Raw genomic sequence first — 15,945 nt, 5'->3', positions numbered from 1 at the left:
AATTTAATACGCTATCCAGCAACAGGTTATCCAACCTTAGAAACAGTTATTTCATTCACTTAAGGGCAATATCAGAGAGGCCATTTAGTATGCTTACGATGAAAAGCCGATCAATCAGAATCACTCTTCTCGTTGCCCATCATGTCAACTGATACTACTGCTGCCTGTTTAAATTGCCAGCAGCAGCTTTCTGCTGGCTCTTTCTGCCCCAACTGCGGGCAGCGCCGCCCCCACCGCCTCACGGTAGGTCATGTGGCGCACGAGGTGTTCCACGTTTTTACCCACGCCGACAATACCATTCTGGGATACATACCGCAGGTATTATTCAATCCGGGCCGGGTGGTAGAAGATTATCTGGCGGGCCGACGCAAGCGTTACTTCAACCCGTTCCAATTTCTGCTGCTGGTGCTGGGCCTGACTACCTTAGTAGCCGTAGCCCTGCACTACTATGAAGCCACGGGCCTCGAAATACAGCAGCGGCTTGCGGGTCGAATGCCGGCTGCCGAACTGGCGCGCATGGTGCAATACTTTCATTACCTGGGCAAATATTACAACCTATGGTGGTTGCTGCTGGCTCTGCCCATGTACTCACTTTTTACGTGGCTGGTGTACCGCAGCCGCGGCGTCAACTACGCTGAAGCTTTCTTCGTGCACGTTGTCATCGGCTCGGCCGCCAACCTCTATTCCGTTCTGATATTATTGGGAATATGGCTCGCAGACCTCAAAGCCTCGGCCAGCACCAATATTAACAGCAGCTTGCAGGTAGTTGTCGGGTTGCTTTACCTGATTTTTATAGGCAAGCACGCCTTTGAGCTTAGCTGGCCGGGCGCAATATGGCGGGCCTTCTTAGCCGTTCTGCTCAGTATGGCTGGCAGTTATGCTATCAATACATTGGCTTTCCGCTGGTACGTATTTGGATGAGGCACGCACTTGAGTGAGAGTTATGGTAAAACCATTCTGCCAATTTTACCGCCCCTGTGCTGCGCTTCAACCCTTCGTCAGCAACTACATGCTCATGCATGTTCAGTTGAATCCGTGTGCGCCTAGGGTGGTAAATCCTTATCCTACCAACCCAGAGCAATGCTTGTTTTTCTACGCTCGCGACCCCATTGAAGTATTTAACTATCGTAAAGGCCAAGAAATCACCAGCCCGTATAGCGTGATAGTTGGCCCCCAAGTAGCGCGGGTAAATCTGCGGATGGGTTATAATCAGCTCACAATAAAGGTGGGTTTTCAGCCTGGGGGGCTTTTTCGGCTGTTTCGCACTCCCATGTGGCAGTTGCTTGATCAGACGGTGGATAGCTATGATTTGGTAGGGCGCGAAATCAATCAAGTGAATGAGCAACTTCAAGCGCTAAACGACTACGCGCAGATGATTGCCTTGGTAGAAACTTACCTGCTGAGCAAAGTAGCCGCGCTCAAAACCGACGCGCACGCAGTAGATAAAGTAGCCCAGCTCATGCTGCAGAGCCATTCACGGCAGTTCAGCTTAGACTGGTTAGCTGATCAAGCCTGCCTAAGTTCGCGCCAGTTTGAGCGAAAATTTCTGGAACGTATTGGCATGAGTCCAAAGCTGTTTATGCGCATCGTTCGTTTTGCCCAAGCTTACCGCTTAAAGGACCGGCAGCCGGAGCTTGATTGGCAAGATATTGTACAGCAGTGTGGCTACTACGACCAGATGCACTTGATAAAGGATTTCAAGCTGTTTGCCGCCGTCACGCCTACTATCCTGCTAAAAGAAGAAGCTGCTTCTCCCCTGCGGCTCTTTGCGGGCAGCCCGTTTTAAACGTCGTTTTTTTACTATTTCTCCCCTAGCTAGCTCTCTACCTTCGATTCATCACTTTAAAACGATGAAACGAAATGAAAAAGCTACTCAGTCTCCTTCTGATTTTGTGCCTGGCCGCCGCTGCCCACGCCCAGACCACTACTACCAAATATTCAGCCGATGAGAAGGCGGTTCTGCAAGTAAATCAAGGCATTGCCGAGGCGTGGAACAAGCACGATACGGATCTGTATTTCAGTTACTTTGCCCCCGATGCGCAGTGGGTAAATGTGGTAGGCATGTGGTGGCGCAATGCAGCGGAGCACAAATACGCCCTGGACATCTTCATGAAGGTCATGTTCAACAAAACCAAGCACAACATCCTGCACACGGAGGTGAGAATGCTACGGCCCGACTTAGCCTTGGTGCGCCACAACTGGGAGTTGGAAGGCTGGGTAATGCCCGATGGCCGCGACATGAGCGATGTATCCACCGGCGTAATGACGCTAATGCTTGAAAAACGCAAAGGCAAATGGCTTGTCATCGACGGACACAACACATCCATTGATAAAAAGGCCCAGGACCCTGTATTGACAATGAAGAAATAAGGGCCAATAAGAAAGTGACAGCCGCTCGCCTAGGTTATTTCTAGCGAGCGGCTGTCCTATTTCAATTGCTACCCATAAAGCAAACTACTTGTTGGGAAACGCTACTTCTCAAGATCAGGCACAGCGGTTTGAGCCCGAAGAAGGCCGTTCTTTTCCTGCACTAGCCCAAATGGCTCGTCGCGGATGATGATGAACCCATCTAGGTCGCATACTTGGGCTTGGCTGCTTATCTGGATTGCCCCCCAGATGCCCAGCGTCGTTTCCACCATGCAGCCAATCATCGTATCGAGGCCGTGGGCGCGGGTTTGCTGGAGTAAGCGCAAGCCGTTGCGGTAGCCACCGGCTTTCATTAGCTTCATATTCACACCGTGAAACTGCTGGGCGATGTCGGCAAAATCGGCGTCGTTGGTTACCGACTCATCGGCGAAAACGGGGTGTGGCGAACGGCTGCGCAGGTAGCGGTAGTGGTCGGTGCAGGCGGCGGGCAAGGGCTGTTCCAGCAACCGAACCGCAAGGCCGGGCAGGGGGGCAATTTTTTCCAGAAACTGCAACAGCGCATCGGCATCAGTCCAGGCTTCGTTGCCATCGATAATCAGTTGGCGACCTGGGAGCGCGCGCGTTACCTCGCGCAGAAGGTCGTAGCCACTGGCTTGATCAACCTTTATTTTAAGAATCGAAAAACGCCCCATATCCTGCTCCTGGATGAAGCTTGCCACATCGCCGGGGGGCATAATGGGGAGCGTAAGCGCAGTAGGAACGGACGCCGCCGGTTCGGGCAAGCCCAGCACCGCCGCCACCGATTGCCCCGTGTGCGCGGCCTGCCAGTGCACGTAGGCCGACTCCAAGGCGAAGCTCAGGGCGTGCGCTACGGAGTGATGTACCAAGAACTCCGTGAGTTCATCTAATGAGGTTACGCGGCTCAGTCCATCAGCAGCCAAGCGCGCAAACTCAGCTTGCAGTCCCTCCGGCGACTCACCGTAGCGCACATTGGGTGCGGCCTCGCCCCAGCCTACAGCACCGCCAGCTTCTTGCTGCACCCGTACCAATAGGTTGGTTTTGGCGGTAGAAGCGTTGCGCGATATTTTCCAGGTGTAGCGTAGCGGCAGCTCACGCGTTTCGATGGTCCAGAGCATGAAATAGAGTATTGAGACTGGCCGCCAGCATATCACGACCGAACGCAAAGCTACTTTTATACGGCACTAAAATCAGCGCTGCGGCGCAGTATAAAAAGCCCCCCGCCACGATTAAATAGCTGCACACTATGCAAACCCTCTAACTGTTGACTGAAAACTTATCTTTGCTGACAATCCCCGGTAATCTCCACCCTACTCTGCATGAAGTTTTCGCGCATCGTTCCGCTCATTCTGATTCTGTCCTTGGTGGCCATTGTGCTCACCGTGCTGTCAGCTTATAATATAGTGGCGTTGCCGCTCGCTGTGCCCCGCATAGCCCGCTGGCTAGCCCTGGCCGCAATGGTGGTCTATGCCTATCAGCGCCGCTCCCTTACTTTCTGGATAGTCGTCAGCATGTTCGTGGGGGCCGAAATTGGTAATGACTATCCGATTTTTGCCCAGAACCTGAAGGTGCTCAGCGACGTGTTTCTGCGCCTAGTAAAAACCATTATTGCTCCTCTGGTTTTTGCCACGTTGGTGGTAGGCATCGCGGGCCACGCCGATTTGAAGCAGGTAGGCAAAATGGGGATAAAGGCACTGGTGTACTTCGAGGTAGTCACCACGTTTGCTCTCTTCATCGGCTTGGCAGCCATTAACTTGAGTAAAGCCGGCGTCGGCATCAGCCAAGCCGGAGCTGATACAAGTGAGAAACTGCAAACCGTAGAACAATCTACTTACGATATTATTCTACACATCTTCCCCGAAAATATTGCCAAGTCGGTAGCGGAAGGACAAGTATTACAGGTAGTTGTGTTTGCTATCATCTTCGCAATTGGCTTGGCCATGGTGCACGGCAAGCACCGCCGGCCGATGCTGGAGGTGATGGAAAGCCTGTCGGAGGTTATGTTCAAATTCACCAACGTGGTGATGTTTTTTGCCCCCCTGGGCGTAGGTGGTGCACTAGCTTATACCGTGGGTAAAATGGGTTTTGCGCCGCTGTTCAACGCTTTTCAGCTACTGCTCACCCTGTATGTGGCGCTCATTGCCTTCCTCCTGATCGTGCTGCTGCCCATTGCCTTTTTCGCCCGCATTCCGATCAAACGCTTTATCCAAGCCATCGCAGAGCCAGTAAGTATTGCCTTTGCCACTACCAGTTCGGAGGCCGCATTGCCGCGGGCCATGGAAGCAATGGAAAGCATCGGGGTGCCGCGTCGCATCGTGGCCTTCGTCATGCCGACTGGCTATTCCTTTAATCTTGATGGCACCACGCTTTACCTTTCGCTCGCAGCCGTATTCGTGGCACAAGCGGCGGGCGTAGAACTAAGCTTCGGTCAGCAATTGGTCATGGTATTTACGCTGATGCTTACCAGCAAAGGCGTAGCTGGCGTGCCCCGCGCTTCTCTCGTTATTCTGCTGGCGACGGTAGCTTCTTTTAACCTGCCCTCGTGGCCAGTCTTTATCATTCTGGGCATCGATGCGCTTATGGATATGGCCCGTACTGCCGTGAACGTAATCGGTAACTGCCTAGCAACAGCCGTAGTAGCTCGTTGGGAAGGTGAGTTTGTAGACAACTACGTAGCCCCGCCCGTCGATGAACTCGCCGAAGCAGACAGTGCCTTAGCGCAGCACACTCACTAATTTACTCGAGGACTAACTTGTCATTCAATAGATTGTCGATTTAACGACACTAGGTTAAGTTGCTAAATTATTAGAATAATGAAAGAGGCCTACTTATTTCTAAGTAGGCCTCTTTCATTTGCAAAACATTAGCCTACCGTATACATAGGCAATCTGGTATTTAATCAATTAAATGTACTATTTATTGAATAACCGTATATAACGCTTCATATTCGGTGCTAAAGTTGTCTTATTTTTGATATAGCCATGCGCTTATCGCTCTGAATGACAACGCTTATGAGACACACTCTACGGTACTTAGCTTTCTTTCTATTGTCAGGAATTATCCTGGCAGGCTGCAAATCGGCGGATAAAGTTTTGTTTAAAGCCACGCCAGCCAGCCTTACCAGCCGCTTGCCAGCTCTGCAGGTCGATGTTGACAATAGTCTACTCATGGTATCGGAGGCCACCGAGTATGACGATGCGCGCAAGATGTTTGAGCAAGAGCTGAATCAAAACATCATTGATGCTGATGACAGTACCAAGTTTGGCTACGTGAAGCTTCAAATAATGGAAGCGTCGGTGTCTCGCCCAAGGAGGGCCGTGCAGGTTTTTCAGATGATGACCTTGCTTACGCCTTCTATGCTGGGCGTGCCGCTGGGCTGGTATTGCAGTCGGGTGAGAGCCGAAGTGCAACTCTATGATGCGCATGGCGAATTGCTGGGCACGTATGCCGGCACGGGCCAATCGTCGGTGCGGGTGGCGATGTACCACGGATATTCCCAGAGCGACGCTCCCCGCCTAGCCGATATAATAGCGCTTCGCCATGCACTCGACCAGATTCGGCCCCAACTAGAAGTAGACGCTGCCGCCCTGAAAACTGAATTCGCAAATCGTGGTCCCGTCGAAGTTATCATGGGCCAGACCGTAGCCACGAGCCCAAACTAAAAAAAGCCCCCAGCAACGTTACTGGGGGGCTTTTTTATGAAATATCCTGAAGCGGCTGATGCCTCAAACAATGGCGGCTACTCCCCTTTGTCCAGACAAGCCAGGCTAGATTATAACCGGTAGCGTCGCGCCCAAAGTACACAATGAGCCAAGTTAAGAGCCTCTGAAGAAGTTAGCAGACTTTCTCACAGCGATGTTCGTTAAGCGGTTGCGCTGGGGGCTTTTCTCCTGCTATCCTCGGCGCAGCTACTTATCTTTACCGGCTATGAGGCGTAACTTATTTACTTGGATGCTGGGGCTATTGGTAGCTATGGCAGTAAGTGCCTGCTGCGGCAGCGTATCCTGCGAGTGCGACGATACCCTGGAAGATGCTGTCTATTTTCAGTTTAACCTTGCTGACTCGTTGGGCGCCACTGGCTTCCGCGCCGCCGATGTAGATACCGTCGTGCTAGTACGCTACCCATATGTTGATCCGTTGGTACAGCTGCCACCAAACGCGCCCAAAGTACCCAATGATACCGCCCGCATTATTCGCTCGCGCAGCCTGGCCGCCGAGCCTATCGTGCTCAATACTTCCGCACCGTTCACCGCAGGCGGGGGGCGCAAACTTGATGCGTATAAGTATCAGCTATTTGTCGTTCGCCATTTTTCAGCCGGCATCAGTCCTCAACCGGTTTACTTCTCGCTTGACTCCATCAGCCTGGCGGGCAAGTTTGTAGGTGATGGCTGCTGCACCTGCTATCAAAACGAGGGCAAAAAGCTGCGCGTGACAAAGGCCGAAAAACCTGGCACTTCGGGCACAATTATAGATGTAACCTCAGCCGTAGGTGCCGAGCCCAAGCCCGTTGTTCTTAGCCGCTAGCGTACTGGTAATGACCGTGTGACTAACGGCATTCAGACTTACTTATCTTGCGTATACTAACAGGGCCGTGCTAATTGGCTGCTGTTTGTAAATCAATTAATCATTACTGGGGTTATACGCTTTGTCATGCTGAAAGAACTATCACCCCACGTCGCCACGGCCTTTCCTTTCACCACCACCCTGAGTCTGGAGCCGCTGATTGCGTACTGGCACGCTCGCGAAACCGATCCAAATCCGGGGGTGGCGCTCTTGGCTCGCTCCATCGGCGAGCAGGTGGCCGCCGCCGAGTGGGCACGTGGCCCCATCATCGACCACGCTACCATTGAGTGCAACTGCGACTTAGTGGAAACGCTGATGCTGGCCGTTATTCCGGCGGCGTCTTTTCATACAGCCATCAGCGGCGTTATTCCGCCTTTCCAGCGCTACAGCTTCTATCATACGCCGCGCTTTGCGGAAGTGCTCCTCAATCCGCAGCAGAACATCAAGCAGCCCCTGAATGTGGATGCGCGCACCATGGAAGTTTACATGGCGCGAATGGCTTATGCCCTGATTCTGGATAAGATATACGGCGTACAGCTACCTATCACGGGCTCCATCACGTTTACTGTCCCCGATTATAACATCGGCCTGTATCGGCACTACAGTGTCGATTTTGACTCTACCTTTCTGGATGTTCGCCTGCTTGGCGAGCGGCCCGCGCTAACGTCGGCGCAACTCGATACGCTGACGCACAACCTGCACCGCACCGACCTATGGCAGGAGCTTTTGCCCCCCAGCAGCTTTGAGCTAGTTGGCTTTAACATTCTGAACCTAGCGGATGTAACGGAGCAGGAAATTCTGTCAGAATTGAAGTACGACCTGCTAGAGCGCGATGTACTGCAAGCCTCCGACCGCCTCGAGCAGATTCAGGAAAAGCTGCGGGTGCTATTCGGACGCCCTTTTTTACAATTAGGCATTGCGGCCTACGATGAGAAGAAAAAGGCATTCGTTGACTTTGGCCGTAAAATCAACCACAGCTTTCTGACCAAACAACTGGCTCACCAAGAGGCAGGTAGCGGCTTCCGCCAGATTTACTCCCAGCTTTGGCAAGACCGCCAGCCGCTGGTACTGGAAGATGTGGAGCAGGCTGACATTCCCGAAGATTTGCGCCAGCAAATTCTGGGCATTGGCATTCGCAGCGCCATTCTGGCCCTACTGCCGTACGGCGACGACACGGTGGGCTTGCTTGAACTGGGCTCGCCGAACGTGAACGATCTGGACGAGTTTTGCCTAGAGAAAGTAAATCAGTTTGTGCCCCTATTCGCGGTGGCCGTAAAACGCAATGCGGAAGAGATTCAGACGCGTGTGCAGGCTATTATCAAAGAGAAATTCACGGCCATCCATCCCACCATGGAATGGCGCTTCACCGATGCAGCCCTGAACCTGCTGGCCAAGGTGGAAGAAGGCAATAAAAACGCTGAGATAGAGCCCATTGTGTTTCATGACGTGTATCCGCTACACGGCTCCAGCGACATTCGCAGCAGCAGTACCGCTCGCAACGACGCCATTCAGGGTGACCTGATCGAGCATCTTACTTTGGCTAATAAAGTGCTGAAAAAAGCCTCCGAATTTCAGGCGCTGCCTATTCTGGATGAGCTCAAGTTTTACGTGTCGAAGCACCTGCGCCGCTTGCGCCAAGGTATTTTGACCGGTGATGAAGTAAGCATTTTCGAGTCGCTGAAGACGGAAGTAGAGCCCCTGTTCGATTATTTGTCTCAGAATACTCCCGATTTGCGGCCTGTCATTGCCAATTATTGGTCTAACATGGACCCTGATCTGGGTATTCTGTATAAGCGCCGCAAGGAGTTTGAGCAAAGCGTAACGTTACTCAATGATACCGTAAGCGACTACCTTGATGAGGAAGAGGAAAAGGCGCAGGAAATGTTTCCCCACTACTTCCAGCGCCTCAAAACTGACGGCGTAGAGCACAACATTTACGTGGGTGCTTCGCTGGTAGAGAACAAGCCTTTTGACCTGGTTTTCCTAAAAAATTTGCGCCTGTGGCAATTGCTGGTAATGATAGAAATTACTCGCCGGACTACCGCGCTTCGGGATCAGCTACCGGTGCCACTAGAAACCACCCAGCTGATTCTTATTCATGGTCAGCCGCTTAACATCCGCTTTCGCCTCGATGAGCGGCAGTTTGACGTGGATGGCGCCTACAACATCCGCTATGAGATTATCAAGAAGCGGATTGACAAAGCCACTGTATTGGGCACTGGCGAGCGACTAACGCAGCCAGGCTATATTGCCCTCGTTTACGCGCAGCAGCGCGAAGCTGATGAGTATCTGGAGTACCTTGATTATTTGCAAGACCGCGGCCTTTTGGAGCCGGAAGTAGAAGAGTTAGAGTTGGAAGAATTGCAGGGCGTAAAGGGTCTGCTGGCGCTTCGAGTGAAAGTGAAGCTCGGCTAAATGATTAGATGAAGAAGTGAATTCAGTCAGTCACTTCTTCATCTAATATGGCTTTCTCGCGCCACCATAGGTGTAAGCCTGCCCGCAGCAGAATGAGCCACGCCAAACCTGCCGCGAAACCTGCCAGCACATCCGTAAAGTAGTGCACGTGCAGATACACCCGGCTCATGCCAATCAGAAAGGCCCACAGAAATAGTAGCGCCGCCCAGGCCGGGTGGCGGCGATGACGCCACAGCAGCCAGGCCAAACAGCCATATAGTGCTAACCCAATCATGGCGTGGCCGCTGGGAAAGCTCAGACCATACTGCTGCAACAAGGCAGTATCGGGGCGCAGACGGTGGAAATGGGTTTTTAGTAATTGATTAAGTAGTGCCGCACCCGCAATAGCCCAAAACACTTCCAACCCTTCGCGACGGTGGTTGCGCAGGGCTAGGCCTGCTGGCAGCAGAATGGCAGCAGCCACCAGAAATGGCGCTGAAGCAAAAAACGTAATTCCGCGGATCCACGGCGTGAGTGCGGGCCACTGGGCTCGATGGGCATCCATCCATTGGAAGGCAGCTTCATCGAGTGCCCCCGACTGCTGCTCAAAGACGATACGTGTCAGGTAAAAAAACACCACAAACGCTGCCAGAAACAGCACACTCACCAGCACAATCTCTACTGTTAGCAGCCCTAAAAGCTTCAGGAGTTTGGTGGTGAGGGTTTTCATACCGGAAAATAGCGCTTCAACTGTTTTCTTCTCATCAATCTTTCCTCTGAAGAATGAGCAAACCAGCTTTTTAGCGTTTAGGTCTTAAGCGTGAGTCTTGTACTGCAAGGCCCAAAATCGAATTCTGGGGGGCTTTTTGCTGGCCCAAAAACAAAAAAAGCTGACCCATGAGGGTCAGCTTTTTTTGTTGTGCGCTCGGGGAGACTCGAACTCCCACACCTTGCGGAACTGCCGCCTGAAGACAGCGCGTCTACCAATTTCGCCACAAGCGCAGCATTAGTTAACTGGCACTTTCCTGATTGGAGGTGTCTTTTAACGCTGCAAAGATAGGAGCAGCCGAGGCTTTTCGACAATTCTTTTCTCAAAAATTTCTACCCAACAAGCTCCTAGCTTAGCTTGCAGGCTGTTCTTCAAGGGATTGCAAGCGGCGAGCAAGACGTTTTTTTGTCTGGATTTCAAGACGCCGCAGCACTGGAATTGCGACTAGCAACCAGACTATGCCAGCGGTGAAGCCAGCCAGCACGTCGGTGGCGTAGTGCACCCGCAGATACACGCGCGTTAGGCCAATGAGCAGAATTAAGGAGCCCAGCAGAGTAATCAGAAGCCAGCGCCAGATGGGGCGGCGCACGTGGGTATATACCAGATAAATCAGCAGACCATAGAAGGAAGCACTGATCATGGCGTGGCCGCTGGGAAAGCTTAGCCCGGACGCGGAGGTAAGCGGCAGCAACGGCCGCGGCCGATTGTAGAAACTTTTGAGTACCAGATTGAGGGAAATGCTACCGAGCGCGACGACTGGAACCAGAAGCGAGTACCACCGATGGCGGCGACGCAGCAGAAACCAGCCAATCAGGGCTAATGCTACCGCGGTAATGAAATTGCGGGAGGCCAGAAACGTGATAGTTTCGACCCACACCTGCCGCTCGGGCCCTAGCAGATTACGAGCCCAGCGAAATGCCTGCGCATCAAAATGAGCCGCGTCCTGGTCGAATACCTCTCGACTGACAGCCAAAAAGAATAGTACGCCCACAACTCCTAAGGTGAGCGTAATGGCAAATTCGGTGATGAATAATAACAAGCCCGCCAATATGCGGCGCAACGTATTCGTCATAAAAGGTAACTACGGGTGCTGAAGTGAGTACGCTGCAAACTTTGGTATGTTTACGCAATGCAGGTAAGGAAGCGTTGGGTATCAGTTCCTTGGTTAAAAGCGGTTGTTGAAGCTGCCGCCGCTTGCTTTCAATAACTACACCATCCACGTCAAACGCGGTACTTATCGAACGCAGATCCGGCTCTTTCGACTTTGTGGCGGCCTTCTACGATCCGCTGGCCCGCCTGGTGTTTGGCTCGGCTTTGCAGCGGGCACAGCAAGCGGCATTAGCACATTTGCCCCCCGTCGCGCCGTACATCCTGATTGTGGGTGGCGGTACGGGCTGGGTATTACTCGAAACGCTAAAGCAGCGGCCCACGGCGCGCATTCTGTACCTAGAAGCCTCGGCGGTGATGCTGCGCAAGTCGCAGGTATTGTTGGTGCAACAAGCGCCTGCTCAGGCTGCGCAGGTTGAGTTTCAGCTCGGTACAGAGGCAGATTTGCCCCCGACGCCCAGTTCGACGCACTACTCACGTTTTTTCTGCTCGATTTATTTACTCTTCCTGATCTGAGGCAGCTGCTCCAGCGTTTGCAAGCAGTTTGTAAGCCCGGCGCGACATGGCTGGTGGCTGATTTTTGTCCCCCAAAGGTATTGTGGCAACGCGTGCTCCTGAAGGTCATGTACACGTTTTTTCGCCTTACAGCCAAACTTAAGGCTCGGCGTCTGCCGCCATGGCCAGAGGAGTTGGCGCGGCTAGGGCTGAGCCGAATAAGTCGGGAGCAATTTTTTGGTGGGATGATAGAGGCAGCTGCTTTCCTGTTTCCTCAATAATGGCTCGTTGCTAAAAAATTCACTTTGCCTTTTGATCTAAAAAGCTCGTTTGGGCAGAGTTTGCGCATTGGGGGGCTTTTTGGCTGGATGGTGAAATATATATTCCGCTAAAGGGTCTGAAAATTCACCCATTTTTACCTTTCCAACCGTCCTATTCACACCTGTTCCTATGCGGAAAATTGCTACTTCCCTCCTCGCTATTCTCGCTATTTCCAGTGCCACGCTTGCCCAAACGCCGGTGCAATACACTGTGGCTTTTCCGAACGCAGTGCACCACGAAGCGCAAGTGACGGTGGTTTTTTCCGATCTAAAACCCGGTTCGTTACAAGTTCGGATGGCGCGCAGCTCACCGGGCCGCTATGCCTTGCATGAGTTTGCCAAGAACGTGTACGCCGTAAAAGCCACCGATTCCAAAGGCAAAGCCTTAACCATCACGCGCCCTGATCCATCGGGCTGGGACGTTGCCGGCCACGACGGCACCGTGCGCTTCAGCTACACGCTTTTCGGCGACCGTACCGATGGCACCTACGCGGGCATCGACGAGCGCCACGCCCACCTGAATATTCCTGCTACGTTGGCTTACGCTCGCGGCCTCGAAGAGCGCCCTGCCCAAGTGCGGTTCGACTTGCCTACCGGCTGGCAGGTAGCCACTCAACTGCGTCCCGAAGCAGCCGCCAACACGTATTTTGCCCCCCACCTGCAATACCTCATGGACTCGCCCACTTCCTTGGGTGCTCAGCAGGTGCGCACGTGGCAAGAGCAAGGCAAAACCATTGAGCTGGCGGTGCTACATGAGGGCACGGCCGCTGAACTGGATTCCTACGCCGACCAGACGAAGAAGATTGTGCGCGAGGCCAGCGCTGTTTTTGGTGAGTTGCCGGCTTTCGATTACGGTCGTTATACCTTCATTGCCAACTACTTCCCCCAAACCAGCGGCGACGGTATGGAGCATCGCAACTCCACCTCTCTCACCAGTTCCCGCCCGTTGCGCGGCCAACAGGCAATTGACAACCTCGGCACCGTATCGCACGAGTTTTTTCATGCCTGGAATGTGGAGCGCATTCGGCCTAAGTCGCTGGAGCCGTTTGAGTTCGACCGCGCTAATCAGAGTGAGGCGCTGTGGTTCGCGGAAGGATTTACGATGTATTACGGCGATTTGCTGTTGCGCCGCGCCGGCGTTCTGACAGAGACGCAGTACATGCAGGAGCTGACGACCATTGTCAATAGCATGGTAAATTCGCCAGGTGCCCGTTTGTACTCGCCGGTGCAGATGAGTCAGCAGGCGCCTTTCGTGGATGCAGCGGCGGCCATCGACCCGAATAACCGCGTGAATACCTATCTCTCTTATTATACCATTGGAGGAGCCAATGCGCTGGCGCTCGACCTAATGTTGCGCCAGAACTATAAGACCGATCTGGACACTTACATGCGTGCTATATGGCAGCAACATGGTAAAGCACAGCAGAATTTTGCCCCCCAGCGCCCCTACACGCTCCCTGATTTGCAACGTATTTTGGGCGAGGTTGCCCGCGACACGGCTTTTGCCGGACAGTTTTTCCGCAGTCATATTACTGGCCACGAACTACCCAAGTATGAAGAGCTATTGGCTCCGGCTGGCTTACTGGTACGCCGCGCTCGTCCCGGCCAATCCTCTTTGGGGTTTGTAGACCTAACTTTTGCCCCCCAGGGCGCCACAATCAACGGCAGCACTTTAGTCGGCAGTCCGCTTTACATAGCCGGCATTGATCGGGAAGACGTACTACTAAAGCTCGACGGCAAGAAGCTTAAGGATCGGGAGGAAATGCAGAAACTACTTAAAAAGCACAAGCCTGGTGACGTGGTACCCGTAGAGGTACGCACTCGCACCGGCGTGCGCACCGTACAAGTGACACTGGCTGAGGTACCAGCGGTGGAAGTGGCACCAGCCCCCATGGCTACGCCCGAGCAACTGGCGTTTCGGGCGGCATGGCTGGGCAGTAAGGTAAAGTAGAGAGGCTTCCTGTTTTGATTCAAAACTCCCGTCTTGCGCTTATTTACGCGGTTATTCTGCTCGATGTGATTGTGGGCTCGGCTATCGGACCGATTCTGCCAGAGTATGTGCGCGCGTTGCCGCAGCCGCAGCTGTGGCTGTCGTTGGGTACGGGGTTGTTTCTGGGAGTACAGCTGTTTTCAGCCCCGCTCCTGGGCCGCCTTTCCGATGGCTACGGCCGCCGTCCCATTCTGATTTTGTCGGCGGCAGGAACCTTGCTGGCCACGGCTTTGCTGTTGCCGGTGCGCACGGGCCTGTACTTCGTCAATCGGCTGAGCGATGGCCTCACCAACGGCATGTATTCCACCATCCGCTCCGCCATTACCGATATTTCGAACAAAGACGACCTGTTCAAAAACCTGGGCATTGAGGGGGCAATTATTTCTTTGGGCTTCGTGCTGGGCCCTATGGCCTCGGGCCTGCTCCTAACCGCCCTGGACGTGCCCCCAGCCGAGGAAGCAACCTATGTGGCAGCTTTGGCGGTGAGTTTGGCCGCGGTGAATGTGGTGCTTAGCTTTCTTCTTCCCGAAACTCACCGCCAGCGCTCACCCGTGCGCGGGGCCGAGTTGCGCGCCGAGCTAAGCCGCGGTCTGAACCCCTTGACGCTCTGGGCCCGGCTGCGCGCCAACGATACCCCCAGTGGCGACCTGCGCCGCATTGTACTCATGCAAGTGGCGCTCACGCTGAGTACGGGATATTATTTCTACTTCGTGCCTTTTGTGAGCTTAGGCGAGCAACAGATGAATGCGCAAGAAATCTCCTACTTCTTTATGTTCTTCGGCACGTTAAGCATTGGGCTTAACTATGTATTCTATACCTACTTTGCCGACCGCATCAATCAACAAAGGGCTATTTTCTGGTTGGCGGCGCTGGGCGTGCCGGTGCTAGCGGCCTACGGACTTATTGGATCGTCGCGGGTGGGCCTATACGTGCTTGTCACGCTGGATTGCATGACCTTTTCCCTCATTCAGGGCTTGCTGGAAGGCCTACTAGCCCAACGCACCACGGAGGCAAACCGGGGCGAAGTTTTTGGCCTGAATCAGGCGTTGCAGGGGTTGGCCAGCTTCGCAACCACGTTGGTATTCGCTGGTTTATCGGTGCTGGATTTGCGGCTGCCGTGGGCTTGGTTTGCGCTGTGCCTAGCGGCCGTGGCGTGGCAGGCACGCCGGGGAGCAGCGTTGGGCCCCGTAACTCAGCCGTCAATCTAAAGCACAACCAAGGGCTTTTCTTTGCTGGAAAGAGCAACCAATTCGGCCTAAGTAGGGTCTGATAGTTTGCGGCTTCGTACCTTGAAGCTGCTTTCCAGATTTGCGTTTCTTGTTTCGACCTATGCTATCTAAAGTATCTGCTTTCCTTATCGGAGCCTGCCTTTTCCTTACAGGCAACGTGTTGGCCCAAACTTCTACTGACGCAGACGTTGTCCCAACAACGCCTAGCTTGCTCCGCTCGCGGGTTTCTTACAATCTGAGTGCTGGTGCTACGTTTGCGGGGCGTTTTGGCTCCGCTACCTACCTCAGTCCTACGGCCAGCTACCAAGTGAATAACCGTCTGCGTTTGTTTACCGGCCTCACCTATCTGCGCGTGTTGCCGGGCTCGGTTTATGCCCGCTCCTCCGATAACCTCCTGGCTACAACGCCGATGGTTACCAATCATTACCTAGTGCAGGCGGGCGCCGAATATGCGCTGAGTCCGCGCGTGTCGCTGACCGGCACCGCTTGGCGCGATTTCTCAAATTTGCCCCCCGCACCCGGCATTCGCGGCTTTAGTGGCGGTAACATGGGTTCGGGCTTCAATATGCGCGCCGACTACAAAATCACGGAAAACATTTCCGTTTCGGGTGGCGTGCGCTACTCAACGGGTGCAACGCCCGGCCTTGGTATGGGCCCCGGCTATCCGTATGGCTGGTAGCCCTTTGCACTATT

Annotated in this window: 14 protein-coding genes and 1 tRNA gene; 11 read left to right on the top strand and 4 right to left on the bottom strand. The window is 53.6% G+C overall.

Annotation, left to right across the window (positions count from 1 at the left end; translation table 11 throughout):
* The first annotated feature begins 141 nt into the window (after positions 1 to 141).
* From G7064_RS17205 to G7064_RS17195, 3 genes are all read left to right on the top strand, one after another.
* Entirely contained in the window at positions 142 to 921 is a 780-nt protein-coding gene (locus G7064_RS17205; protein WP_166074549.1) for a DUF3667 domain-containing protein, read from the top strand.
* A 94-nt stretch (positions 922 to 1,015) separates the two neighbouring features.
* Positions 1,016 to 1,786, top strand: a complete 771-nt coding sequence (locus tag G7064_RS17200) for a helix-turn-helix domain-containing protein (protein ID WP_166074548.1) — start codon at positions 1,016 to 1,018, stop codon at positions 1,784 to 1,786.
* 74 nt (positions 1,787 to 1,860) lie between these two features.
* Positions 1,861 to 2,370, top strand: a complete 510-nt coding sequence (locus G7064_RS17195; protein WP_166074547.1) for an SgcJ/EcaC family oxidoreductase — start codon at positions 1,861 to 1,863, stop codon at positions 2,368 to 2,370.
* A gap of 101 nt (positions 2,371 to 2,471) precedes the next feature.
* On the opposite strand, the gene G7064_RS17190 is transcribed toward G7064_RS17195, so the two are convergent.
* The gene (locus tag G7064_RS17190; RefSeq protein ID WP_166074546.1) at positions 2,472 to 3,503 is read right to left on the bottom strand and encodes a dipeptide epimerase; all 1,032 of its coding nucleotides are present in this window, start codon (positions 3,501 to 3,503) and stop codon (positions 2,472 to 2,474) included.
* Positions 3,504 to 3,704: 201 nt separating this feature from the next.
* Here G7064_RS17190 and G7064_RS17185 point away from each other — a divergent pair, with 201 nt between their 5' ends.
* The 4 genes from G7064_RS17185 (at position 3,705) to G7064_RS17170 (ending at position 9,363) form a co-directional block, all read left to right on the top strand.
* Positions 3,705 to 5,120 (top strand): dicarboxylate/amino acid:cation symporter, encoded by a 1,416-nt coding sequence (locus tag G7064_RS17185; RefSeq protein WP_166074545.1) that lies wholly within the window; start codon positions 3,705 to 3,707, stop codon positions 5,118 to 5,120.
* A gap of 276 nt (positions 5,121 to 5,396) precedes the next feature.
* Positions 5,397 to 6,047 (top strand): hypothetical protein, encoded by a 651-nt coding sequence (locus G7064_RS17180; RefSeq protein ID WP_166074544.1) that lies wholly within the window; start codon positions 5,397 to 5,399, stop codon positions 6,045 to 6,047.
* A gap of 265 nt (positions 6,048 to 6,312) precedes the next feature.
* Positions 6,313 to 6,909 (top strand): hypothetical protein, encoded by a 597-nt coding sequence (locus G7064_RS17175; RefSeq protein WP_166074543.1) that lies wholly within the window; start codon positions 6,313 to 6,315, stop codon positions 6,907 to 6,909.
* 126 nt (positions 6,910 to 7,035) lie between these two features.
* Positions 7,036 to 9,363, top strand: coding sequence for a GAF domain-containing protein (locus G7064_RS17170; RefSeq protein WP_133273686.1), 2,328 nt, complete (start codon positions 7,036 to 7,038; stop codon positions 9,361 to 9,363).
* A gap of 22 nt (positions 9,364 to 9,385) precedes the next feature.
* Here the strand turns inward: G7064_RS17170 and G7064_RS17165 are convergent, their stop codons facing one another.
* From G7064_RS17165 to G7064_RS17155, 3 genes are all read right to left on the bottom strand, one after another.
* A complete protein-coding gene (locus G7064_RS17165) occupies positions 9,386 to 10,072 on the bottom strand; it encodes a phosphatase PAP2 family protein (protein WP_166074542.1) in 687 nt (228 codons plus the stop codon).
* 190 nt (positions 10,073 to 10,262) lie between these two features.
* Positions 10,263 to 10,344, bottom strand: a tRNA-Leu gene (locus G7064_RS17160).
* 119 nt (positions 10,345 to 10,463) lie between these two features.
* A complete protein-coding gene (locus tag G7064_RS17155) occupies positions 10,464 to 11,183 on the bottom strand; it encodes a phosphatase PAP2 family protein (protein ID WP_133273688.1) in 720 nt (239 codons plus the stop codon).
* Between the two features lie 122 nt (positions 11,184 to 11,305).
* Between G7064_RS17155 and G7064_RS17150 the strand changes: the two genes are divergently transcribed.
* From G7064_RS17150 to G7064_RS17135, 4 genes are all read left to right on the top strand, one after another.
* Entirely contained in the window at positions 11,306 to 11,734 is a 429-nt protein-coding gene (locus tag G7064_RS17150; RefSeq protein WP_166074540.1) for a hypothetical protein, read from the top strand.
* A gap of 429 nt (positions 11,735 to 12,163) precedes the next feature.
* Complete coding sequence (locus tag G7064_RS17145; protein WP_240935555.1) at positions 12,164 to 13,984, top strand: M61 family metallopeptidase; 1,821 nt, start codon at positions 12,164 to 12,166, stop codon at positions 13,982 to 13,984.
* Between the two features lie 14 nt (positions 13,985 to 13,998).
* Positions 13,999 to 15,231: an MFS transporter gene (locus G7064_RS17140; protein ID WP_166074539.1), complete on the top strand. Its 1,233-nt coding sequence runs from the start codon at positions 13,999 to 14,001 to the stop codon at positions 15,229 to 15,231.
* Between the two features lie 121 nt (positions 15,232 to 15,352).
* Positions 15,353 to 15,931 carry a hypothetical protein gene (locus tag G7064_RS17135; protein ID WP_240935554.1) on the top strand — a complete coding sequence of 193 codons (579 nt, stop codon included), beginning with the start codon at positions 15,353 to 15,355 and terminating at the stop codon, positions 15,929 to 15,931.
* Positions 15,932 to 15,945: the final 14 nt, after the last annotated feature.

This window comes from Hymenobacter sp. HDW8 (genome assembly GCF_011305775.1).
Classification (GTDB): domain Bacteria; phylum Bacteroidota; class Bacteroidia; order Cytophagales; family Hymenobacteraceae; genus Hymenobacter; species Hymenobacter radiodurans.
The sequence above is the reverse complement of the archived record's forward strand: the minus strand, read 5'-3'. Positions and strand labels throughout refer to the sequence as shown.

Excerpts from the sequence above, each read along its gene's own strand:
- G7064_RS17185 (WP_166074545.1), top strand. The coding sequence starts at position 3,705 with ATGAAGTTTTCGCGCATCGTTCCGCTCATTCTGATTCTGTCCTTGGTG.
- G7064_RS17165 (WP_166074542.1), bottom strand. The coding sequence starts at position 10,072 with ATGAAAACCCTCACCACCAAACTCCTGAAGCTTTTAGGGCTGCTAACA.
- G7064_RS17145 (WP_240935555.1), top strand. The coding sequence starts at position 12,164 with ATGCGGAAAATTGCTACTTCCCTCCTCGCTATTCTCGCTATTTCCAGT.
- G7064_RS17170 (WP_133273686.1), top strand. The coding sequence starts at position 7,036 with ATGCTGAAAGAACTATCACCCCACGTCGCCACGGCCTTTCCTTTCACC.
- G7064_RS17205 (WP_166074549.1), top strand. The coding sequence starts at position 142 with ATGTCAACTGATACTACTGCTGCCTGTTTAAATTGCCAGCAGCAGCTT.
- G7064_RS17190 (WP_166074546.1), bottom strand. The coding sequence starts at position 3,503 with ATGCTCTGGACCATCGAAACGCGTGAGCTGCCGCTACGCTACACCTGG.
- G7064_RS17180 (WP_166074544.1), top strand. The coding sequence starts at position 5,397 with ATGAGACACACTCTACGGTACTTAGCTTTCTTTCTATTGTCAGGAATT.
- G7064_RS17195 (WP_166074547.1), top strand. The coding sequence starts at position 1,861 with ATGAAAAAGCTACTCAGTCTCCTTCTGATTTTGTGCCTGGCCGCCGCT.
- G7064_RS17200 (WP_166074548.1), top strand. The coding sequence starts at position 1,016 with ATGCATGTTCAGTTGAATCCGTGTGCGCCTAGGGTGGTAAATCCTTAT.
- G7064_RS17175 (WP_166074543.1), top strand. The coding sequence starts at position 6,313 with ATGAGGCGTAACTTATTTACTTGGATGCTGGGGCTATTGGTAGCTATG.
- G7064_RS17155 (WP_133273688.1), bottom strand. The coding sequence starts at position 11,183 with ATGACGAATACGTTGCGCCGCATATTGGCGGGCTTGTTATTATTCATC.
- G7064_RS17135 (WP_240935554.1), top strand. The coding sequence starts at position 15,353 with ATGCTATCTAAAGTATCTGCTTTCCTTATCGGAGCCTGCCTTTTCCTT.